This window comes from Pseudomonas sp. PB3P13, assembly GCF_054897735.1.
In genome coordinates, this window is the sequence record NZ_CM142702.1 from 2,045,400 (window position 1) to 2,066,323 (window position 20,924).

Annotated in this window: 19 protein-coding genes; 5 read left to right on the forward strand and 14 right to left on the reverse strand. The window is 58.2% G+C overall.

Annotated features, from left to right (window positions below; genetic code table 11):
- Nucleotides 1–69 precede the first annotated feature (69 nt).
- The 3 genes from zapE to ACYZT1_RS09370 form a co-directional block, all read right to left on the reverse strand.
- The gene (gene zapE, locus ACYZT1_RS09360) at nucleotides 70–1,185 is read right to left on the reverse strand and encodes a cell division protein ZapE (protein ID WP_462018675.1); all 1,116 of its coding nucleotides are present in this window, start codon (nucleotides 1,183–1,185) and stop codon (nucleotides 70–72) included.
- A gap of 85 nt (nucleotides 1,186–1,270) precedes the next feature.
- Nucleotides 1,271–2,023 carry an anti-sigma factor family protein gene (locus tag ACYZT1_RS09365; RefSeq protein WP_462018676.1) on the reverse strand — a complete coding sequence of 251 codons (753 nt, stop codon included), beginning with the start codon at nucleotides 2,021–2,023 and terminating at the stop codon, nucleotides 1,271–1,273.
- Nucleotides 2,020–2,526, reverse strand: coding sequence for a sigma-70 family RNA polymerase sigma factor (locus tag ACYZT1_RS09370; protein ID WP_462019214.1), 507 nt, complete (start codon nucleotides 2,524–2,526; stop codon nucleotides 2,020–2,022). The genes ACYZT1_RS09365 and ACYZT1_RS09370 overlap by 4 nt, the downstream gene beginning before the upstream one ends.
- A 158-nt stretch (nucleotides 2,527–2,684) precedes the next feature.
- Between ACYZT1_RS09370 and ACYZT1_RS09375 the strand changes: the two genes are divergently transcribed.
- Both ACYZT1_RS09375 and ACYZT1_RS09380 read left to right on the forward strand, forming a co-directional pair.
- Entirely contained in the window at nucleotides 2,685–3,770 is a 1,086-nt protein-coding gene (locus tag ACYZT1_RS09375) for a catalase family peroxidase (protein ID WP_462018677.1), read from the forward strand.
- Nucleotides 3,767–4,312 carry a cytochrome b gene (locus ACYZT1_RS09380; protein ID WP_462018678.1) on the forward strand — a complete coding sequence of 182 codons (546 nt, stop codon included), beginning with the start codon at nucleotides 3,767–3,769 and terminating at the stop codon, nucleotides 4,310–4,312. The genes ACYZT1_RS09375 and ACYZT1_RS09380 overlap by 4 nt, the downstream gene beginning before the upstream one ends.
- A gap of 73 nt (nucleotides 4,313–4,385) precedes the next feature.
- Here the strand turns inward: ACYZT1_RS09380 and ACYZT1_RS09385 are convergent, their stop codons facing one another.
- On the reverse strand, nucleotides 4,386–5,588 hold the full coding sequence (locus ACYZT1_RS09385; RefSeq protein WP_462018679.1) for an MFS transporter: 1,203 nt from the start codon (nucleotides 5,586–5,588) through the stop codon (nucleotides 4,386–4,388).
- 93 nt (nucleotides 5,589–5,681) lie between these two features.
- Here ACYZT1_RS09385 and ACYZT1_RS09390 point away from each other — a divergent pair, with 93 nt between their 5' ends.
- Complete coding sequence (locus tag ACYZT1_RS09390) at nucleotides 5,682–6,128, forward strand: winged helix-turn-helix transcriptional regulator (protein ID WP_462018680.1); 447 nt, start codon at nucleotides 5,682–5,684, stop codon at nucleotides 6,126–6,128.
- Nucleotides 6,129–6,197: 69 nt separating this feature from the next.
- Here ACYZT1_RS09390 and ACYZT1_RS09395 read toward each other — a convergent pair whose 3' ends face one another.
- The gene (locus tag ACYZT1_RS09395; protein ID WP_462018681.1) at nucleotides 6,198–7,349 is read right to left on the reverse strand and encodes a M14 family metallopeptidase; all 1,152 of its coding nucleotides are present in this window, start codon (nucleotides 7,347–7,349) and stop codon (nucleotides 6,198–6,200) included.
- A gap of 476 nt (nucleotides 7,350–7,825) precedes the next feature.
- Nucleotides 7,826–8,167, reverse strand: coding sequence for a DUF6124 family protein (locus ACYZT1_RS09400; RefSeq protein WP_462019215.1), 342 nt, complete (start codon nucleotides 8,165–8,167; stop codon nucleotides 7,826–7,828).
- Between the two features lie 130 nt (nucleotides 8,168–8,297).
- Here ACYZT1_RS09400 and ACYZT1_RS09405 point away from each other — a divergent pair, with 130 nt between their 5' ends.
- Nucleotides 8,298–8,945 carry a LexA family protein gene (locus tag ACYZT1_RS09405; protein WP_462018682.1) on the forward strand — a complete coding sequence of 216 codons (648 nt, stop codon included), beginning with the start codon at nucleotides 8,298–8,300 and terminating at the stop codon, nucleotides 8,943–8,945.
- Nucleotides 8,946–8,985: 40 nt separating this feature from the next.
- On the opposite strand, the gene ACYZT1_RS09410 is transcribed toward ACYZT1_RS09405, so the two are convergent.
- The 8 genes from ACYZT1_RS09410 to ACYZT1_RS09445 all read right to left on the reverse strand — a co-directional run bounded on the left by ACYZT1_RS09410 (nucleotide 8,986) and on the right by ACYZT1_RS09445 (nucleotide 19,525).
- Entirely contained in the window at nucleotides 8,986–10,935 is a 1,950-nt protein-coding gene (locus tag ACYZT1_RS09410; RefSeq protein ID WP_462018683.1) for an acetyl/propionyl/methylcrotonyl-CoA carboxylase subunit alpha, read from the reverse strand.
- The gene (locus ACYZT1_RS09415; protein ID WP_462018684.1) at nucleotides 10,935–11,744 is read right to left on the reverse strand and encodes a gamma-carboxygeranoyl-CoA hydratase; all 810 of its coding nucleotides are present in this window, start codon (nucleotides 11,742–11,744) and stop codon (nucleotides 10,935–10,937) included. The genes ACYZT1_RS09410 and ACYZT1_RS09415 overlap by 1 nt, the downstream gene beginning before the upstream one ends.
- A gap of 56 nt (nucleotides 11,745–11,800) precedes the next feature.
- Entirely contained in the window at nucleotides 11,801–13,405 is a 1,605-nt protein-coding gene (locus ACYZT1_RS09420) for a carboxyl transferase domain-containing protein (RefSeq protein ID WP_462018685.1), read from the reverse strand.
- Between the two features lie 85 nt (nucleotides 13,406–13,490).
- Nucleotides 13,491–14,654 (reverse strand): isovaleryl-CoA dehydrogenase, encoded by a 1,164-nt coding sequence (locus ACYZT1_RS09425; RefSeq protein ID WP_462018686.1) that lies wholly within the window; start codon nucleotides 14,652–14,654, stop codon nucleotides 13,491–13,493.
- Nucleotides 14,655–15,371: 717 nt separating this feature from the next.
- Nucleotides 15,372–16,271 (reverse strand): hydroxymethylglutaryl-CoA lyase, encoded by a 900-nt coding sequence (locus tag ACYZT1_RS09430; RefSeq protein WP_462018687.1) that lies wholly within the window; start codon nucleotides 16,269–16,271, stop codon nucleotides 15,372–15,374.
- Nucleotides 16,272–16,328: 57 nt separating this feature from the next.
- Nucleotides 16,329–16,727: a MerR family transcriptional regulator gene (locus ACYZT1_RS09435; protein ID WP_462018688.1), complete on the reverse strand. Its 399-nt coding sequence runs from the start codon at nucleotides 16,725–16,727 to the stop codon at nucleotides 16,329–16,331.
- Nucleotides 16,728–17,135: 408 nt separating this feature from the next.
- Nucleotides 17,136–18,551, reverse strand: a complete 1,416-nt coding sequence (locus ACYZT1_RS09440) for a PIN domain-containing protein (protein WP_462018689.1) — start codon at nucleotides 18,549–18,551, stop codon at nucleotides 17,136–17,138.
- Nucleotides 18,552–18,595: 44 nt separating this feature from the next.
- Complete coding sequence (locus ACYZT1_RS09445) at nucleotides 18,596–19,525, reverse strand: LysR family transcriptional regulator (protein ID WP_462018690.1); 930 nt, start codon at nucleotides 19,523–19,525, stop codon at nucleotides 18,596–18,598.
- Nucleotides 19,526–19,690: 165 nt separating this feature from the next.
- Between ACYZT1_RS09445 and ACYZT1_RS09450 the strand changes: the two genes are divergently transcribed.
- Entirely contained in the window at nucleotides 19,691–20,920 is a 1,230-nt protein-coding gene (locus tag ACYZT1_RS09450; protein ID WP_462018691.1) for an acyl-CoA dehydrogenase, read from the forward strand.
- Nucleotides 20,921–20,924: the final 4 nt, after the last annotated feature.

Here is a 20,924-nt window from a genome sequence, read left to right on the forward strand (position 1 = left end):
TTCGCTGTCGAAGTTATTGGGGCGATGGGCCTGAGAATGGCCGACATGATAGCGGGAAAGTTGCGTCCGTCAGGACGCTTTCATCTCCATCAACTGCCCCAAACGGCTGCGGGTGCGCACCAGATCAATCGCATCGCCGCTCAGACTCTCGTGCAACGAGTGCTGGCCCAGCAAAATCAGATGCTTGTCCTGATCATAAAGAACGTCCACCAAATTGATGAACCGTTGCTGCGCAGCAATCGAACAGTCATTGAGCAAGGGCAATTCATCGATGACCCAATGATCAAAGCGCCTGCACAACTCCAGATAATCCACCACCGCAGTGGGCTGATCGCACAGGTCGCTGAAGGTAAAACAGACGGTGTGTGCCTCGCAATACCGGGCACGTAGATGTCGGGTTCCGACAGGCAGGGCAATGGCGGCAGCGTCAGGGGCGGGCAGGTTCAGCGCCTGGCGCTGCGCCCCGTTGGCCGGCCAGACGTAGCGGCCCCGGGTGAATACCTGATGAGCATGGGGTTTCGCCAGACTGCGGTAATCGTGATCACCGCCGACCTCCATCACTTGCATACGTGCATTGATCAGCTCGATCACTGGCTTGAAACGCGCGTGATAAAGCGGGTTGGGCAGCAAACCTTCGGGCGGATAGTTGGAGGTGACCAGCAGCAGGATGCCTCGGCGAAACAGCGCCTTGAACAACCGGCTGATCAGCATCGCGTCGCCGATATCGTGAACGTGAAACTCATCGAAACACAGCACCCGACAATCGCGCAGCATTTCGTCGAGCGTGGTCGACAGCGCGTCCGCGTGATCGCGATGGGCGAACATGCCTTGATGTAATTGCGCAAAAAACTGGTGAAAGTGCAGGCGCTGTTTCTGCGGGATCGCAAGCGCCTGGTAAAACCCGTCGAGCAGCCAGCTTTTACCCCGGCCGACATCGCCGTACAGGTACAAACCGGGCAAGGGTTTCTTCGATGCACCCAGCAACTCGGTGGCGTACTGCGCCATGCTGTCGATGACCCGCTGCTGGCTGTGGCTCAGGGTGTAACCGTGGACATGCGCTTGTTGCCTGAAAAAGTCGTGAACCACGCGGCCCCCAGTCACGGGCGCGGGGTGCTTGCCGAAGAGCCAGCTCAGAGGAGACCAGCGCATTATGAAGCGCGAACGGTTGGGCGGTCGAACGGCCACTTGAAAGTCATCCGGTGATGGTCAGGCGAGCGGGTCGTAGTGTAACCAAAGCAGCAACTCGCTCACACAGGGATTGGCGGTGGGTTCACAATTGCCCGGTCTGCTTAAGCCTCTGCGCAGCCGATATATCCGTCGGGCTGACCATCGCATAGTTGTAGCCGGCGCCCGACCAATAGTCGGCCTGCAACTCGCCATCACTGCGACTGCCTCGGGGCAACAGGTAATTTTTCGGCCCGGGTGGGCGCACGTAAAAGCTGATTTTGTGACCGGCCTGATCCTCATATATCACCATCGCCGCCGGCCCTTGCTCAGTGCTGAGCAGCCGTCCGCTGACCGGTTTGAAACCAGCATGCGACAGGTTCGGCAGGCGATCGGCCTGGTTGAAATATCGATCCAGCCAACCCTGCATGTCGCCGTCCTCGTCGGCTTTGAAGTCGGCAGGCAACATGCCTTGTTGAGCGAACAGGCGGTAAGCCTGCATCGCATCGCCCATCGGCTGGGCAGCGCTGAGCAGGGTCATTTCTCGGGCTTGCCAACCGCTGAACCCGCCGACGCTCACTGCGATCAGCAACACCGCCGCGCTGGCCAGATGGCGCCGCGACTGGCGTTTCATCCGCCGGCGAATCAACGCAGGATCAAGCTCCGGATTGGCCGGATGCTGCAGGGTGCCGCTCAAGGCAGCACGCAATTGCTGCGCGTCTTGTTGCCAGCCGCGCACCTGTGCAGAAACGTCGGCATTGCTCGCCAGAAAAGTCTCAACCAGTCGGTGGTCGTCGTCGCTGAGCTGATGGTCGATGTAAGCGTGCAGGTCGCGCTCGCTCGGGGGCATGCTGATCATTTGAGTCTCCGCAGGGAAGGGCGGGTGATTTCGCCGTCGCTGAGTTCGCGCAGGGCCTGGCGGGCACGAGAGAGGCGCGACATAACGGTGCCGATGGGCACATCGAGGATGTGTGCGACCTCTTTGTAAGTCAGACCTTCAACCGTGACCCAAAGCAACAGGGCACGCTGTTCGCTACCAAGCTGATCGAACGCGTGCAGGGTCGATTGGGCGAGCACCGTGCGCTCGACCGACGGCTGTGCATCGTCACGACCAGTAAAAAATTCGAGCATTCGCGCATAACGCCGGGAGCGCCGGTGCGCATCGAGAAACTGCCGGTACAGAATCGAAAATAGCCAGGCGCGTAAATCGCCTTCCGCACGTTTGTCGCCCCAACTCGACAGCGCCCGTTCAAGGCTCGCCTGCACGAGATCGTCGGCGCTGCTGGAATTACGCGTCAACGACACCGCGAAACGCCGCAGTCTGGGGATGATCTCTCGCAATTGTTCGTCGATGTCGTTCATGAAGTTCTGGCTAGTCACTACGCTGTGGTCCAGGGAGACGCCCGCCACTGGAGGTTATTCCACGCCCGAAAAAATAAATACGCTGTGATGGAATAATCATTCGTGGGGTTCGTCTGCCTGTTTCTTCCCACTTGTGGCCGATGGCCCTGGAGTCTTTCATGGTAAATCGCTCATCACCGCCCGCCCGGCCGCCGCTGAGTGCTGCGAGCCTGGCCGTGCGCCTGGCGGCCATTGCGTTGATCGTCGCCGCCGTGGCCGGGGCTTTTGCCTACGTCAACGGCACCTTGGACCCACAGCGTCTCACCCCGAAGAAACTGATCAATGTGCTGGAAACCAACAACGGGCTGCACCCCGGTTTTCGGCGCAACCATTCCAAAGGTGTGTGCGTGATCGGCCATTTCGAGAGCAGCGGCGAGGCCCGCAGCTACTCCATGGCTCAGGTGTTCAATGAAGCGCGCACGCCGGTGGTGGGGCGTTTCGCACTGCCGGCCGGTAATCCGTATGCACCGGACAGCAGCGTGCCGATCCGCAGTCTGGCGTTGCGCTTTACTCAGGCCGATGGTCAGCAATGGCGCACCGGGATGAACAGCATGCCGGTGTTCCCGGTGGGCACGCCCGAGGCGTTCTATCAACTGCAGCAAGCCCAGTCGCCGGATCCAGCCACGGGAAAACCAAACCCGGCAGCAGTGCCTGCTTTCTTTGCAGCGCACCCGGAAGCCGCGCCGTTTCTGGCCTGGATCAAAACGGCCAAGCCGTCGGCCAGTTATGTGACGGAGACCTACAACAGCGTTAACGCGTTTTACCTGGTCAATGCGGCGGGGCAAAAGCAAGCGGTGCGTTGGAGCATGGTGCCGGTGGCGCGCGATGCGGTCGGTGACACAGTGCCGCAAGGCGCTGATTTCCTCGAGAAGGATCTTGTGCAGCGAATGAGCGCAGGCCCGTTGCGTTGGCAGTTGAACCTCACATTGGCCAATCCCGGTGATCCGGTGAACGACGCCAGCAAAACCTGGCCACAGGACCGTAAAGTGCTGAATGCCGGGACACTGGTTATTGAACGCACCCAGCCGCAACTGGACGGCGAGTGCCGCGACATTAACTACGACCCGCTGGTGTTGCCATCCGGAATCGAAGGGTCGGACGATCCATTGCTGGCCGCCCGTTCTGCCGGTTACGCGAGTTCCTATCTGCGTCGCACCAGCGAAGTCAGCCAGTTGCCTGCCGCTAAACAGGAGGCTCGACAATGAGCGCCCAACCGAATCATTTCGCGCCCTTGGCGCGACTGTTGCACTGGCTGATGGCGTTAATGATCATCGCCATGTTGTTTATCGGCGCGGGCATGGTCGCTTCGGTGTCCGAGCGTCATGAGTGGCTGATTCATCTGCACAAACCGCTGGGCATCGCCATTCTGTTGTTAGTGATCGTGCGGCTCGTCGTACGCTTTTCCACCCGCCAACCGCAGCTGCCTGCTGATTTGCCGAACTGGCAAGCGCTGGCAGCCAGGGCTTCGCATCTGTTGCTGTATTCGCTGATGTTCATTCTGCCGCTGCTCGGCTGGGCGATGATCTCGGCAGCAGGCGACCCGGTGATGCTCAGCAGTTCGCTGCAGTTGCCGTCGATTGTGCCGGCGAATGCGCAAGTGTTTGCGTTCCTGCGCAAGGCGCACGGGTATCTGGCTTATCTGTTGTTTCTGACGGTGCTGCTGCATCTGGCGGCGGCGTTGTTCCACGGCTGGGTGCGCCGCGATGATGTGCTGGACAGCATGTTGCGAGGCAGGGATCGCGGCTGATTCCACAGATCCCCGGTAACAGCTGGCGTAGCCTGCGTTCGGCTGCGACGCGGGCTTCGCCAGCTGTTACCGCTCAATGCGAAGCCGCTTCCACGGGTTGGGTTCGGGGAGCCAGCGTTCGCCACCAATAAAGCAACGCCAGTGCATTGATCCCTGCTCCTAAAAGGCACACGCCAATCCACCCGGCCCACGCATACATCGCAGTCGAACTGATCGAGCCCAGTGCACTGCCGATCGAGTAGAACAGCATGTAGCCTGCGGTCAGACGACTTTGTGCTTCGGGTCGCACGCTGTAGATCATGCTCTGGCTGGTGACGTGGATAGCTTGAAGTCCAAGATCGAGGGTGATAACGCCGAGCAACAGGGCCCACAGCGAGGATTGAGTCAGCGCAATCGGCAGCCATGAAAGCAGCATTAGCAGCAGTGACAAGCCGCTCGTCCATTGCCCCCAACCGCGATCCGCCAGATGCCCGGCCCGGGCAGCGCCCAATGCACCGGCGGCACCGGCCAGGCCGAATAATCCGATTTGTGTGTGGGAAAGCGACAGCGGCGGGGCGCTGAGCGGCAATACCATGGGCGTCCACAGCACCATTGCACTGGCGAAGGTCAACAGCGCCAGAATGGCTCGCTGTCGCAGGACCGATTCCTCTCTGAAAAGCGCGAATACCGAACCAAGCAGCAATGCGTAGGATTGCGCGGGCTGCGGGTCTTCATTTTTGGGTAGCACACGAAACAGCAACAGCGCCATCACCAGCGTCAAACCTGCCGACAGCAGATAAACCGAACGCCAACCCGCCAGATCGGCCATGCCACCGGCCACCGTGCGCGCCAACAGAATGCCGACAACGATGCCGCTGGTGACCACGCCCACCACCCGCCCGCGCTCGGTCGGGATCGCCAGCGTTGCGGCGTAGGCCACCAACACTTGCGTCACGACGGCCAGCAAGCCGGTCAGCGTCATGCCGATCAACAGCCAGATACTGTCGCAAGCGAGCGCGATCATTAATAGTGCCAGCGCCGACAGTAGCGTTTGCGTGACGATCAAGCGTCGCCGGTTCAGCAGATCGCCGAGCGGTACCAGCAGCAAAAGGCCGACGCCGTATCCCACCTGCGTCAGCGTCACGACAATGCCGATGGTGGCCGGATCCATACCAAACGTGCCGGCAATGGCATCGAGCAGGGGTTGTGCGTAATAGACGTTGCCGACGGCTAATCCGCAGGCGACGGCGAATAGCAGCACGACGCTCGTGCTGAGGGCTGGGTGGCTGGCTTTCATGCATGGGTCCAAAGTGGTTTCTAAATAAAACCGGTTGTACGGTAAGCAAACTGGTTTTATATTGCAACCATGTTTGTGTTGGAGGGCGTCTGCGTGGCTAAACGTACGAGTATGGAAAATGCCGAGTGCCCGGTTGCACGCTCACTGGATGCCATTGGCGACTGGTGGTCGTTATTGATCGTGCGCGATGCGTTTGACGGGGTTTGCCGATTCGGTGAGTTTCAGCGCAGTTTGGGCATGGCGAAAAACATCCTTTCCGCACGTTTGCGCACGTTGGTGACTCACGGGATTTTCGATCTGGTGCCGGCGTCGGATGGCAGCGCGTATCAGGAATACGTGCTGACGGAGAAGGGCAAAGGGTTATTTCCGCTGATCATCGGTCTGCGGCAGTGGGGCGAGGTATTTTTCTTTAAAGAAGGGGAAGCGCATTCGCGGGTGGTCGACCGCGCTCAGGGGCAGCCCATACGACCGTTGGAGTTACGCGCCGAAGATGGGCGATTGCTGAGGCCGGAGGATTGCGTGCGGATCGCGGCTGAATAATCGTCAACATTGTTTGCAGGCCTGGCCACGCGTGGAAGCTGGCGCAGCCTGCAATCGTTTGATGCTCGCTTAGCGCAAGCTATCAACCATGTCCGCCACGGTCGTCAACACATCCTTGCCCAACTGCTTCGAACGCTTGCCGGACCAACCCGTCAGTGGATCGGGTTTGTCGTTGTTGTCTTTGAAGGGCATTTCCAGGGTCAGTGACAGGCAGTCGAATTTCTCGCCGACGCTGTTGCAGGCCAGAGTCATGTTGGCTCTGCCGGGCAGGTCACGGGTGTAGCCGTATTTGGTCTGGAAGTCTTTGGTCAGGTGCTTCAGATGGCTGCGGAAATGCTCTTCGAGTTTTTCCAGACGCGGCGTATAGCCCGGATTGCCTTCGCAACCGGCCGTGAAAACGTAGGGGATTTCTTCATCGCCGTGAATGTCGAGGAACAGGTCGACACCGTACTTCTCCATCTGCTGCTGAACGAAGAGCACTTCCGGGCTCATTTCCTGGCTGGCGCTCTGCCATGCGCGGTTCAGGTCCTGGCCCATTGCGTTGGTGCGCAGGTGACCGTGGAAGGCGCCGTCCGGGTTCATGTTCGGCACCAGGTACAGGTCGGCGCTGGTGAGCAGTTTTTGCATGACCGGATCATCGTGCTTTTCCAGGCGTTCGATCACGCCTTCCATGAACCACTGCGCCATGTGCTCGCCCGGGTGTTGCTGCGCAATCATCCAGACTTTGCGCTGGCCTTGCGCGCCGCTCCCCTTGCGCAGCAGCTGAATATCGCGACCTTCGGCGCTCTTGCCGTTGGCCAGCAGCTCGGCGCCGGCCTTGGTCAGCGCCTGCTCGATGAGCCAGTCGTGGCGACCGCGGCTGTAGGGTTCGAAGTAGGCAAACCAGGCGTGAGTGGCGGTGGCTTCGAGGCTGAAACGCAGGCAGTCGCCTTCGAATATGGTCGGCACCCGGAACCAGTTGACGTGATCGTAAGACGCGACGGCCTGGTAACCGTCCCATGCTTTATTGTAGGAAGACTGACTGGCATTATTCAGACGAAACCAATGCTCCTGACCCACATGCAGACCGCTGGCCTTGAAATGAAACCACTGGAAATGCTTGCTCCGAGTGTCAGGCCGGATGGCGAGCAACGCCTGGAGCGGATTGCTGATGTCCAGTACTTCGATGTTGCCACTGTCAAAGTTGGCGCTGATGCCGAACGAGGATTTAGCCACGGTCATAATCGGGTCCTGAATATGATTTTTATGGCTGCTACTTTACACGCTGGGAAGGTAAAAACCGGGAGAAAATACGCGGTAAATGGGGGGCGTCCTCCTCGACGCCGGCGCAGCTTAGAGACTGTGCGATTGATTCTCAAGTGCTATTTCTGGTTAGTTTGGGCCAATGATAACGGGCCTGTCTTGCCAGCGAATATTCTTTTGTTATCATCCGCGCCATTGAATTTGCAGCACCCAAAGACTTCGTTAGCCTGAAGGTAGAGCCAGAATAACTGGCAAAAAAAGACCCGGCAAAAGCCGGGTCAAAAACCGTGATTAGCCTGATGAGGAGATGGTTCAGAAGACCGACCTAAGGTCAGCTGAACAATCGACCGATCTCGCGATCAGTTGCATGCAATAATAATCATTCTCGTTTGCAAGTCAAATGATTTTATTGCCGTCATAGGAAATTGCGTTTCGGCGCCCTGCAGAATCTCCTTTCAGATTTCCCTGTTCCCTTGCAAAGAACGATCGACCATCGCCTTCGCCATGTCGATCATGTGCACCGTGGAAAAAGCCAGATCCCGGTTCACGCCCTGCAGATGGCTGGCGGATTCATAGGCGATGGCCGCGGCACAGCGCAGCAGATCGGTTGCATGCACCAGCGCTTCCTCGCTGCTGATGTTGCGGTTCACGTCGAAAAACCGGTCCTCGACCACCTCTTCTGAAACAGCCGGTTTCAAGTAATAGTCCAGCGCGCGTTGCGCAGCAGCGGAACCTTTTGCAGAAGTCAGCGAAGTGTCGATTTGCACATCGGGTACGTCGTTGCTGGGGATTGTCATGGTCATGCTCCAACTCCTTGAAAGATTGATATCCGTGATCCAATCTTAGTACAGCCTGTATTTGTTACGAGCATTTAACTACTACAATGTGTGTTTTGAGGCCGGGAGTCGTCCACGTATCGTGCCGCCCATGGATAAATGGATAGAGCTGGTCAAAGCCAAGATGAGTGAGTTGAAAATCACTCAGGAAGTACTCGCCGATCGCCTCGGGATGTCCCAGGGCGGCATCGGCCACTGGCTGAATAAACGTCGCGAGCCCGGCATCGATGATATGAATCGTGTGCTTCGCGCGCTCGGCATGGAGTTTCTCGAAGTGGCACTGGTTATCAGGGAACCAGACCCTGCCGCGGATGAAAGTCAGGATCTGGTGCAGAAGTACAACCCGTACTTTCGTTACCCGGTCAGCGACTGGCGAGAGACCGTGCAAGTGCGCGACAGCGAACGGCCCGTCTATGGCAAACCGCAATTTGAATTGACGGATTACCACGCTCAGGGCGCAGCGTTCTGGTTGAGGGTGACGGGCGATGCAATGACAGCCCCGAGCGGCATCAGCATCGCGGAAGGCATGATGATTCTGGTGGATCCCGACATCGTCCCGGTGCCGGGCAAACTGGTGATCGCGCAATGGCCGGACAGCCGTGAAGCCACTTTCCGCAAGCTGATCGAAGAGGGCGGGCAGCGTTATCTGGTTCCGCTCAATCCCACCTATCCGAAAGCGTTGTTCACCGACACGTGCCGGATTATCGGCGTGGTGGTCCAGGCGACGGCCCGATTCTAGGCAGACAGGTCCTGCGCGAATGCAGGACCGGTCTTCAGTTTTACACTTCTTCCAGTTCGACCAGCGCGCAGCCTTCGCTGACCATCTCGCCTTCCTGGCAATACAGCGCCTTGACGACTCCGGCGCGCGGCGCACGAATGCTGTGCTCCATCTTCATGGCTTCCAGCACCACCAGTTGCGCACCGGCTTCAACCGTTTGCCCGGCCTCAACCAGCACCCTTACGATGCTGCCATTCATCGGTGCGATCAGCCCGCCCTGATGGCTGTGACTGGCTTCCACGGCGCTGACAGGGTCGTAGGGTTCGATGCGGCGCAGCTCACCTTCCCACTGCAGATAAACGATGCCATCGCGAAGAATGGCCCGATGTTGGCGCCGCAGACCGTTCTGCTCGATGGCCAGATGCTCACCATTAAAATGCGCCGAACCTGTATCGCCCAGCGTCAGCGCGCGGTCCTGACCCTCACAGATAAGATGCAGGGTAATCTCGTTCGGCAACCCTGCACGAAAGCCGTTGCTGTTCGCCCAGGGCGAAGCCGGATCGTCAACACGGGGATTGCCCGGTTGGCTTTGCGCAAATGCCTGCGCGGCGGCTTGCCAGAATTCGTCACTGAGGGACGCGGGCGTCGGCAGCAATTGCTCGTGATACCGCGGGATGAACCCGGTATCGAGCTCCGCCGCCGCGAATGCCGGATGGCCGATGATCCGCCGCAGAAAATTGATGTTGGTTTTGAGTCCGCCAATCGCAAACTCATCGAGCATGCTCAGCAAACGCAGGCGCGCCTGCTCACGATCCTCGCCCCAGGCAATCAGCTTGCCGAGCATGGGGTCATAGAACGGTGAAATCTCGTCGCCTTCTTCAACACCACTGTCAACCCGACGGCCCGGGCCTGGCGCGGACTCGCGATACAACTCGAGACGTCCGGTCGCAGGCAGAAAATCATTGCCCGGATCTTCGGCATACAAGCGCACCTCGATGGCATGGCCGATCAGCGCAACCTGATCCTGAGTCATTGGCAACGCTTCACCCCGCGCCACACGAATTTGCCAGGCCACCAGGTCAAGTCCGGTGATCGCTTCGGTGACTGGATGTTCGACTTGCAGACGCGTGTTCATCTCCATGAAGAAGAACTCGCCGCGCGCATCCAGCAAAAATTCCACGGTACCGGCGCCGACGTAACCAATGGCTTGCGCGGAACGCACGGCGGCTTCACCCATGGCTCGACGAAGTTCCGGGCTCAACCCGGGAGCAGGGGCTTCTTCGACCACTTTCTGGTGACGCCGCTGGATCGAGCAATCGCGCTCGTTCAGGTACAGACAGTTGCCGTGCCGGTCGGCGAAAATCTGGATTTCCACGTGGCGCGGCTTCAGCAGGTATTTCTCCACCAGCATGCGCGAATCGCCAAACGAAGATTGTGCTTCGCGCTGAGCCGAGGCGAGGGCTTCGGCCAGTTGGCTGACTTCCTCGACGACTTTCATACCTTTGCCGCCGCCCCCGGCAGTGGCCTTGAGCAGCACCGGGTAACCGATGCGTTCACAGGCGTCGCGGAACGTGTCGAGGTCCTGGGCGTCGCCGTGGTAACCCGGCACCAGCGGCACGCCGGCGCTTTCCATCAAGGTTTTGGCAGCGGATTTGCTGCCCATGGCGTCGATGGCCGAGGCGGGCGGGCCGAGGAAGATCAACCCGGCGGCGTCGATGGCGCGGGCGAACCCGGCGTTCTCAGAAAGAAATCCGTAACCTGGATGAATGGCCTGCGCACCGCTGGCCTTGGCAGCGGCGATCAGTTTGTCGATTTGCAGATAGCTGTCGGCGGCTTTGCTCCCGCCGAGGTCAACGCGGATATCCGCTTCACGGCTGTGCCGGGCATCACGGTCGGTCGCGCTGTGCACGGCCACAGTGGTCAGGCCCAGTGCCTTGGCAGTACGCATCACCCGGCAAGCAATTTCGCCCCGGTTGGCCACCAGCAAAGTGGTAATGACAGGTGCGCTCATCAACGCGGCTCCTTGGTTGCAGCATGCCAGTCAGGTGGACGTTTTTGCAGAAAGGCCCGCAGACCTTCCTGACCTTCGGGGCTCACCCGAATGCGGGCGATGGCGTTTTCGGTATAGCGGCGTAACGCCGGGGTCAGTGCGCCATTGCCGACTTCGCGCAACAATTCCTTGCTGGCGCGCATCGCGGCCGGGCTGTTGAGCAACAGGTTGTCGATCCATTGCTCGACGCTTTGCGCCAGTTCAGTCGCGCTATAGCTCTGCGATAACAGGCCGATTTCCCGCGCGCGCTGACCGCCAAATCGCTCGGCAGTCAGAGCGTAACGGCGGGCCGCACGTTCGCCGATGGCTTGCACCACGAACGGGCTGATCACTGCAGGGGCGAGGCCGATTCGCACTTCCGACAGGCAGAACTGCGCGTCGTCGGCGCCAATCGCCATGTCGCAGCAACTGATCAAACCCAGAGCTCCGCCGAATGCTGCACCTTGCACCACCGCCAGGGTCGGGATTTTCAGTTTGGCGAGGTTGTACATCAACTCCGCCAACTCCCGCGCATCATCCAGGTTGGTGTGGTAATCGAGTTCGGCCGATTGTTGCATCCAGGCCAGGTCGGCGCCGGCGCTGAAATGCTTGCCGCGTCCACGCACCAGTAAAAAACGCAGGCTGGCATCGCTGGAAACCTTGTCCAGCGCGAGGATCAGTTCGCGAATCATCTCGGCGTTGAAGGCGTTGTTCTTTTCTTCACGGCTGAGCCACAGGGTCGCAAAGCCCCGCGGGTCAGTCAGCAATTCGATGGTGTTGAAGTCGCTCATTTTTCCGTTCTCCACGGCACTTGCAGGAGCGAGAAAGCTCGTTCCTGCAAAAATGATCACATCCGGAACACGCCGAAGCGGCTCGGTTCGATTGGCGCGTTCAGCGATGCCGACAGGGCCAGCGCCAACACGTCGCGGGTCTGGGCCGGGTCGATGACACCGTCATCCCACAGCCGCGCGCTGGAGTAGTAGGGGTGGCCCTGCTCTTCGTACTGATCGAGAATCGGTTGTTTGATCCCGGCTTCCTGTTCGGCACTGAAACCCTGACCACTGCGCTCAGCCTGCTCGCGCTTGACTTGCACCAGTACGCCCGCGGCCTGTTCCGCCCCCATGACGCCGATGCGCGCGTTCGGCCACATCCACAGAAAACGCGGATCGTAAGCCCGACCGCACATGCCGTAGTTGCCGGCTCCAAAACTGCCGCCAATGATCACGGTGAATTTTGGTACCTTGGCGCACGCCACGGCGGTCACCAGTTTTGCGCCGTGCTTGGCGATACCGCCGGCTTCGTATTTCTGGCCCACCATGAAGCCGGTGATGTTCTGCAGGAAGAGCAGAGGAATGCCGCGTTGACAGGCCAGTTCGATGAAGTGCGCGCCTTTTTGCGCCGCTTCGGCGAAGAGGATGCCGTTGTTGGCAAGAATGGCGATCGGATACCCGTGCAGGTGGGAAAAGCCGCACACCAGCGTAGTCCCGAACAGTGCCTTGAATTCATCGAACACCGAGCCGTCCACCAGCCGTGCGATCACTTCGCGCACGTCGAACGGTTGTTTGGCGTCGGCGCTGACCACGCCGTACAACTCGTCGCTGGCGTAAAGCGGGGCTATCGGCGCGCGTTGCTGCAGCTCGCCGAGCTTGCGCCAGTTGAGGTTGGCGATGCTCCGCCGGGCGATGGCCAAGGCATGTTCATCGCTTTCGGCGTAGTGATCGGCGACTCCGGAAATCTTGCAATGCACATCGGCACCGCCCAGGTCTTCGGCGCTGACCACTTCACCGGTTGCCGCTTTCACCAATGGCGGGCCGGCGAGGAAAATAGTCGCCTGCTGACGCACCATGATCGCCTCGTCTGCCATGGCAGGAACGTAAGCGCCACCTGCAGTGCAAGAGCCCATGACGACCGCGATCTGCGCAATGCCCATCGCGCTCATGTTGGCCTGATTGAAGAAGATCCGCCCGAAGTGTTCACGGTCCGGGAACACTTCATCCTGACGCGGCAGGTTGGCGCCACCGGAATCCACCAGATAAATGCACGGCAGGCGGTTCTGCTGGGCAATGGTTTGGGCACGCAGGTGTTTTTTCACGGTCAGCGGGTAGTACGATCCGCCTTTCACCGTGGCATCGTTGGCGACGATCATGCACTCGACGCCTTCGACTCGGCCGATCCCGGCGATTACACCAGCCGCCGGAACGTCTTCGCCATACACCTGGTAAGCGGCGAGCTGGCAGATTTCGAGAAAGGGTGATCCCGGGTCAAGCAAACGATTGATGCGTTCGCGCGGCAGCAGTTTGCCCCGTGACGTATGCCGTTCTTGCGCTTTGGCGCCGCCGCCGTGTTGCACCTGGGCGAGCAGGGTGTGCAGCGCGTCAACTTGTTCTAGCATCGCCGCACGGTTGGCGGCGAACTCCGCTGAACGCGGGTTGAGCTGGGTATGCAGAATCATGGGGCTACTCCGTAGCAGCTTCAAGCTTCAAGCCACAAGTCAGCAGTGAGAGCGTTGTTCTCTTGCAGCTTGCCGCTAACGAAATTTATTTCGTTTCGTTAAACAATTCGCGACCGATCAGCATGCGACGAATCTCACTGGTGCCGGCCCCGATCTCGTACAGCTTGGCGTCACGCAGCAGACGACCTGCCGGGAATTCGTTGATGTAGCCGTTGCCACCGAGAATCTGAATCGCGTCGAGGGCCATTTGTGTGGCGCGCTCGGCGCTGTAGAGAATCACCCCGGCGGCGTCCTTGCGGGTGGTTTCGCCGCGTTCGCAGGCTTGGGCAACCGCATACAGGTAGGCACGGCTGGCATTGAGTTGCGTGTACATGTCGGCGACCTTGCCCTGGATCAGCTGGAACTCGCCGATGCTTTGGCCGAACTGCTTGCGGTCGTGAATGTACGGCACAATCAGATCCATGCACGCTTGCATGATCCCGGTCGGGCCACCGGAAAGCACGACTCGTTCGTAATCGAGGCCGCTCATCAGCACTTTCACGCCGCCGTTGAGCACGCCGAGAATGTTCTCTTCCGGCACCTCAACGTCGTCGAAAAACAGCTCACAGGTGTTCGAACCGCGCATCCCGAGCTTGTCGAACTTGTTGCTACGGCTGAAGCCTTTCCAGTCGCGCTCGACGATGAACGCGGTGATGCCGTGCGGCCCCTTTTCCAGATCAGTCTTGGCGTAGATCACGTAGGTGCTGGCGTCCGGACCGTTGGTGATCCAGGTTTTGCTGCCGTTGAGCACGTAGCGGTCGCCGCGCTTGTCGGCGCGCAGCTTCATCGAAACCACGTCGGAGCCGGCGTTAGGCTCGCTCATCGCCAGCGCGCCGACGTGCTCGCCGCTGATCAGCTTGGGCAGGTATTTTATTTTCTGTTCGTGATTGCCGTTGCGGTTGATCTGATTCACGCAGAGGTTGGAATGCGCGCCGTAGGACAGCGCGACCGAGGCCGAGCCCCGGCTGATTTCTTCCATTGCCACCACATGCGCCAGGTAGCCCAGCCCTGCGCCGCCGTACTCTTCCGGCACGGTGACGCCGAGCAGACCCATGTCGCCGAATTTGCGCCACAGGTCCACGGGGAACAGGTTGTCAATGTCGATTTGAGCAGCGCGCGGGGCGATCTCTTTGGCGACGAAGGACTGAACCTGATCGCGCAGCATGTCGATGGTTTCACCGAGGGCGAAGTTCAGGGATGGGTAGCTCATGGGGCACCTTTTGGCTTTTTTGTAGGGTAGGGGAAACATGATGCAGCTTTCACCTTTACGTTAACGTAAGCGTGCGGCGAATCGCTGTCAATCACCCTTTACGTTAACGTTAACCTCAATGGATTTTGTAGGAGCAGAGCTTGCCCACAGAGATGATGAAATCCTGAAATTCAGAAAGCACAAAGGGGAGCCGAGGCTCCCCTTTAATTTGTCGTTGCGTGCTCTTTTTTTATTATTAAGGGGCGGTCTGTTGTTGTTTTTGGAAACCGTGACCCTTTACCGCTGTTTTTTTCGATCCCCATCCGGGATCAAGAGCAAACGTATTTTTTTGAGCGCTGATCTACTTTTTCGCTGAGCGATCCAACCAGTACTGGAGCTACCTGAAGGTAGTTTTATTGTTCTCTGTCCGGTTGCGGGCAACTCCGAAAAGCACCCTGAAAAGCACATCCTCTCCAAAAAAATCTGTTAGCTGCGTCTCTGCCGTGTTGTTCTTGTTATGTCAGAGTCGTTTCGTCTTATTTTTATTGGTTTGCTGCTTTTTATTCTTGTTATGCCATAGAGATAGCAGAAGCCGTGCCAACTTTATAAAATCTAATAAATTCAATGACTTGAAATTCTTCGAGGGTTTTTTACCTGGCACAATCCGACAAGTTGTTTCCGTGTTACTCGCATGCGGCCCCATTTCAGCCTGGCCGGTAACACCGGGTCACAGCACGCTCACTGGGCGCTCCGGACCTTGGCCACTCGCGAGCCGGTTGGCCGGCCCAGAACCGTGCATATCTGCTGACCCGCCAGAATCAGGGCGTCCAGGTCGATTCCAGTATCGATGCCCAGGCCATTCAACAGATAAACCACGTCCTCGGTCGCGACGTTACCGCTGGCGCCTTTGGCGTACGGGCAGCCGCCGAGTCCGGCGATGGAACTGTCGAACACCGAGATGCCCTCAAGCAGGCTCGCATAGATATTGGCCATCGCCTGGCCGTAGGTGTCGTGAAAATGACCCGCAAGTTTTTCCCGAGGTACAGCGGCCGATACCGCATCGAACATCGTGCGGGTGGCGCCCGCGGTGCCGGTGCCGATGGTGTCGCCCAGAGAGACCTCATGGCAGCCCATTGCATAAAGCTCCTGGGCGACCTGCGCGACTTGCCCGGGTTTGACGTCGCCTTCGTAGGGGCAGCCCAGCACGCAGGACACGTAACCACGCACCTTTACACCGTGTTCCCGGGCGGCGTCCATGATTGGCTCGAAGCGCTGCAGACTCTCGTTGATCGAGCAATTGATGTTGCGCTGGGAGAACGCCTCGGAGGCTGCGGCAAACACCGCGACTTCCTTGACCCCAGCGGCAAGTGCGTCTTCGAAACCTCGAAGGTTTGGCGCGAGGGCGGCATAGGTAACGCCGGTTTTGCGCTGGATCTGCGCGAAGACGTCAGCGGATCCGGCCATTTGCGGCACCCATTTGGGCGACACGAAACTGCCGACTTCTATATAGCTCAGGCCAGCGGCCGTCAGCGCATCGACCAGTTGTACTTTGTGTATCACGCTGATCGGTTGAGCTTCGTTTTGCAGACCGTCGCGGGGGCCGACTTCGACCAGGCGCACGTGGGAGGGAAGGGACATGGCAATAGACCTGTTGAAATTGCTTGAATGTTCACAAAACCTGTAGAAGCTGCGCTCCTACACGAGTTGCTGACTCTTGATCGTCTGCTCCAGCGCCTGAGTACAGCGCTCCTGCGCCGTATCAAGCTCCAGCTTCATCTGTTCGATGTCGAGCATCTGTTGCTCCAACTGTTCGCGACGTTCGGCGATCTTCATCAGCATGGTTTGCAATTGCTTCTGATTGCCGCCGGTGGGGTCGTAGAGCTCAATCAATTCACGGCATTCGGCCAGCGAAAAACCGATGCGCTTGCCACGCAAGATCAGCTTGAGGCTGACTTTGTCGCGGGGCGAATAAATACGTTCCTGGCCACGTCGCTCCGGACTCAACAGGCCTTGCTCTTCATAAAAACGAATCGCCCGGGTGGTGATGTCGAGCTCGCGGGCGAGGTCGGAAATGCTGTAGGTCTGGCTGCTCATGGAAGCGCTCGCAAGGGTCATGGCGCTAAGCTAATGGCAGGTTGACGCTTACGTCAAGCGGCGCGGTCTGTGGTGTTGCCACTGGCCTCATTCGCGCGCAGGCTCGCTTAAGCACATTGATTTTTTATACGAGACACTTTCAACATAAAATTTGCGCAAGCGAGCGACCTGTGGTCTCAGTACCGTCGGCCGACTATTGACCTGGTGACGACTTGATTTCAAGAGTCTGGAAAGAGACCCTGAGTTACTTTGCCGGCATGGTTTGCCAGCATGTCTACTTTCACCCATGTCGGATAGCGTCGTTGCGGAAATAAATCTACGATCCTGCCCCCGCCGTGTTGGAGTTGTCAGAGGGCACTATGCTAAGAGTTTTCTTGTGCGAAGTTCATATGGGCTAGCCTCAGATGACTAGTAAGCACTGACAAGTTCTTCAGCCTCAGCGAGGAGGTCAAGCTCTTCATACTCGAATCGAATAGCTTGGATGGATTGAACAGGCTGACTGAGATTAGAAGCGCGTATGGTGACCTTGATTGCGTCATTGAGTAGCTCAGCGGATTGACTCGGGGCCAGTCGCAACCGGACAAGCTCCTTATCGTCGTGATGTCGCCACTCAGCACATTCCCTCGACACCTTTTGTACCGGCTCCGTCGGTCGACCATCCTTCCAGTAAAATTTGTTCGGGTCCGGCGCAGATAAGGGACGTAGCAAGTCGTGGTTCGTAGGAGAAATATTGAATGAGTGAGGTAGCAAGGCAGCGCCAAATGCGAACTGTTCTTTCCATTGGGCTTTAGGTACAAGAGGCACAGGAGGAAGAGAGAGGGGCGTTTCGATGATCTTTTCCATTTTTGTTGAGGGCGCAAAGATACTAAAGCGTCCACCACATACCTCAACTCGAACCTCAACGTTTCGAGCCGGACTTGTCCCTACATTAATTAGCGCAATTTCAATCGTAGGCAATGCCGAAAGCACTCCGAATTTTTCGTTAAAAGTCCGGAAAAATGTCGATACCGCCTCCACCCAGTGTTGATAGCTATCCTCGTAAGCGCGGATTTGCTCAGCACTGACTGGCACGAATCGTTTCAGTTGCACGGCTGCAATCTCATACGGGCTTCGGGGCGGCGCCTCAGTCTCGAACTCCGTTTCGCACGGATGTCTGTGTTTGAGCCTCTGAACCAGTGCATCTATTTGACGTTCAGTCAGTGCGCGATAACGGGGGATTTTGAGAATCCAAGGAGCCGCTAAGAACTCGATCTGGCATTCGGGTTCTCGTCTCTCACTCCGCTTAAGCTCCTCCTGAAGAAACTTGATTTGCTTTTGTTCATCATCAGTTTCTAACGAAAGTAGCCAAGAGTCAGGAACACGCTGGAACGGAACTCTAAGGCGCTTGGCCGTCATTAGCGGCCCTGTATCGTGGGACAGAAATAGAACCTGATGATTAGGATTATCGAGGAGATATTTGTGCACTGTCCCAACTAGCTTGTCGTCCGCTGTACTGTAGTCAAGCTGATCAACCAGGTCGGCCGAAGCGCGGAGATCGTCTCCTGAGCGGAGAGTGACCTCGATGCCCCTCGTCTTCGTAGGTATTTTTATAGTGTCTTCATCCAAGAGCCGACGGAGGAGGCCATTGGCGGTTCGAGCTCGTTTGGCTAACCGGCCAACACCGCCCTTTTGATGGTCAATCTCCCCAATGACGGGCCGGGCCAGAATCAGGACGATTTCGCTGAACTTCCCTAAAGCGTTCCAATCCAGCTCTCCTAGCTGCTTGCATTGCACCAGTACATTTGTGTCGGGAAACACGTAGAGGGTTTTAAGTTTTTCATCCATTACGTTGGCTCATGTGGCAAATATTGAATGAACTAGCAGTGTTCTTACACCTTGTCGAGCTTCTTCTCATGCGCCGTCACTTGCTGGCACAGCTCGATCATCTGCTCGCGCATCCAGCGGTTGGCCGGGTCCTGGTCGGTGCTTTCGTGCCAGTAAAGGTGGGTTTCCACTGGCGGTACGTCATTCACCGGCAGGCTGAAGGCGTGCAGATCGTTGCGTCGGGCAAAGCGCTCCGGCACGGTCATGACCATGTCGGTCTGCTGCAACACCTGTGAGGCCATCAGGTAATGCTGGGAGCGCAGGGCAATCTTGCGCTGAATGCCCATTTTGCCCAACGCCAGGTCGACGTGACCCAGACCGCTGCGCCGACTGGAAATATGAATGTGGGTCATTGCCAGGTAATCATCGAGGGTCAACTTGTCCTTGCCGGCCAGCGGATGGCCCTTGCGCAGGGCGCACACGTAGCGGTCTTCCATCAACTTGACGTGGCGCACTTGTGGGTCGGTGTTGAGCGGTGCATCCACCGCGAAGTCGAGACGACCGGCCGCCAGTTCCTTGGTGGTTTCGCGGCGCTTGGACAGAAAACTTTCGATGATCACCGTTGGCGCCAGTCGGCGCAGACGCTGGAACAACGGCGGGAGGATCACCGCTTCGGTGAGGTCGGTCATGCTGATCCGATACGTCTTGACTGCCTGCAGCGGGTTGAAAATGCGGCTTTCCTGCACCGACACACGCAGCAGCGACAGGGCGTTACGCACCGGGCCGATAATGTTCTGCGCCATCGGTGTCGGCACCATGCCCTGGGCCGTGCGCACAAACAATGGATCGTTGAACGTCTCGCGCAGGCGAGCCAGAGCGTTGGAGACCGCTGGTTGAGTGATGCCGACAATCTGCCCGGCGCGGGTCAGGTTGGCCTCGGTGTAGATCGCGTCGAAGACGATGAAAAGGTTTAGATCGACCTTACTCAGATTCATTGCGCGGCACTCTTATTGTTGGGTCTCAAGTCGCCGATCATATATCGGTGATGAATGTTAATACACGCCGAGAATAGGCTAGGTAAATTTTCGTAGCTGTTCTAGCATCGATTGCATGATCTGAACAACTCCACTGAAACCTCATTTTGAAAGGTAGAGCTGCCCATGGATTTCGCTTATTCGCCCAAGGTGCGAGAACTGCGTGAGCGCGTGACCGCGTTCATGGACACCTACGTTTATCCTGCTGAAGCCGTGTTCGAGCGCCAGGTTGCCGAGGGTGATCGCTGGCAGCCGACGGCAATCATGGAGGAGCTCAAACTCAAGGCCAAGGCTGAAGGACTGTGGAATTTGTTTCTGCCTGAGTCCGAACTGGGCGCCGGCCTGACCAACCTGGAATACGCACCACTCGCGGAAATCATGGGGCGTTCATTACTCGGGCCGGAGCCATTCAATTGCTCGGCACCGGACACCGGCAACATGGAAGTACTGGTGCGATACGCCAACGAAGAACAGAAACGACGCTGGCTCGAGCCGCTGCTGCGTGGCGAAATTCGGTCGGCATTTGCCATGACTGAACCGGATGTGGCGTCATCGGACGCTACCAACATGGCCGCACGCGCCGTACGTGAAGGCGATCAGTGGGTGATCAACGGTAAAAAGTGGTGGACGTCGGGCGCGTGCGATCCGCGCTGCAAGATTCTGATCTTCATGGGCCTGAGCAATCCCGATGCGCCACGTCACGCCCAGCACTCGATGATCCTGGTGCCGGTGGATGCTCCGGGTGTGAAAATTGTCCGCCCGCTACCGGTTTTCGGTTACGACGATGCGCCTCACGGTCATGCTGAAGTGCTGTTCGAAAATGTCCGCGTGCCGTACGAAAACGTCCTGTTGGGTGAAGGGCGCGGCTTCGAAATTGCTCAGGGTCGCCTCGGGCCGGGCCGGATTCACCACTGCATGCGTTCGATCGGCATGGCAGAACGGGCCCTGGAATTAATGTGCAAACGTTCGGTCAACCGCACCGCGTTCGGCAAACCGTTGGCGCGCCTTGGTGGCAACATCGACAAGATTGCCGATTCGCGGATGGAGATCGACATGGCCCGGCTGCTGACCCTGAAAGCGGCCTATATGATGGACACCGTCGGCAACAAGATCGCCAGGAGTGAGATCGCGCAGATCAAGGTGGTCGCACCGAATGTGGCTCTGCGGGTGATCGATCGAGCGATCCAGATTCATGGCGGGGCCGGGGTGTCCAACGATTTCCCGCTGGCCTATATGTACGCGATGCAACGGACGCTGCGTCTGGCCGATGGCCCGGACGAAGTGCACCGCGCGGCGATCGGCAAATTCGAAATCGGCAAATACGTGCCGAAGGACATGATGCGCAGCAACCACTAAGCTT

Bases quoted from the DNA above. Each gene is read 5' to 3' on its own strand.
- ACYZT1_RS09425 (WP_462018686.1), bottom strand. From the start codon at position 14,654: ATGAGCTACCCATCCCTGAACTTCGCCCTCGGTGAAACCATCGACATG.
- ACYZT1_RS09435 (WP_462018688.1), bottom strand. From the start codon at position 16,727: ATGAGCAGCCAGACCTACAGCATTTCCGACCTCGCCCGCGAGCTCGAC.
- ACYZT1_RS09385 (WP_462018679.1), bottom strand. From the start codon at position 5,588: ATGAAAGCCAGCCACCCAGCCCTCAGCACGAGCGTCGTGCTGCTATTC.
- ACYZT1_RS09405 (WP_462018682.1), top strand. From the start codon at position 8,298: ATGGATAAATGGATAGAGCTGGTCAAAGCCAAGATGAGTGAGTTGAAA.
- ACYZT1_RS09400 (WP_462019215.1), bottom strand. From the start codon at position 8,167: ATGACAATCCCCAGCAACGACGTACCCGATGTGCAAATCGACACTTCG.
- ACYZT1_RS09375 (WP_462018677.1), top strand. From the start codon at position 2,685: ATGGTAAATCGCTCATCACCGCCCGCCCGGCCGCCGCTGAGTGCTGCG.
- ACYZT1_RS09445 (WP_462018690.1), bottom strand. From the start codon at position 19,525: ATGAATCTGAGTAAGGTCGATCTAAACCTTTTCATCGTCTTCGACGCG.
- ACYZT1_RS09430 (WP_462018687.1), bottom strand. From the start codon at position 16,271: ATGTCCCTTCCCTCCCACGTGCGCCTGGTCGAAGTCGGCCCCCGCGAC.
- ACYZT1_RS09440 (WP_462018689.1), bottom strand. From the start codon at position 18,551: ATGGATGAAAAACTTAAAACCCTCTACGTGTTTCCCGACACAAATGTA.
- ACYZT1_RS09370 (WP_462019214.1), bottom strand. From the start codon at position 2,526: ATGAACGACATCGACGAACAATTGCGAGAGATCATCCCCAGACTGCGG.
- ACYZT1_RS09380 (WP_462018678.1), top strand. From the start codon at position 3,767: ATGAGCGCCCAACCGAATCATTTCGCGCCCTTGGCGCGACTGTTGCAC.
- ACYZT1_RS09450 (WP_462018691.1), top strand. From the start codon at position 19,691: ATGGATTTCGCTTATTCGCCCAAGGTGCGAGAACTGCGTGAGCGCGTG.
- ACYZT1_RS09365 (WP_462018676.1), bottom strand. From the start codon at position 2,023: ATGATCAGCATGCCCCCGAGCGAGCGCGACCTGCACGCTTACATCGAC.
- ACYZT1_RS09415 (WP_462018684.1), bottom strand. From the start codon at position 11,744: ATGAGCGACTTCAACACCATCGAATTGCTGACTGACCCGCGGGGCTTT.
- ACYZT1_RS09420 (WP_462018685.1), bottom strand. From the start codon at position 13,405: ATGATTCTGCATACCCAGCTCAACCCGCGTTCAGCGGAGTTCGCCGCC.
- ACYZT1_RS09410 (WP_462018683.1), bottom strand. From the start codon at position 10,935: ATGAGCGCACCTGTCATTACCACTTTGCTGGTGGCCAACCGGGGCGAA.
- ACYZT1_RS09395 (WP_462018681.1), bottom strand. From the start codon at position 7,349: ATGACCGTGGCTAAATCCTCGTTCGGCATCAGCGCCAACTTTGACAGT.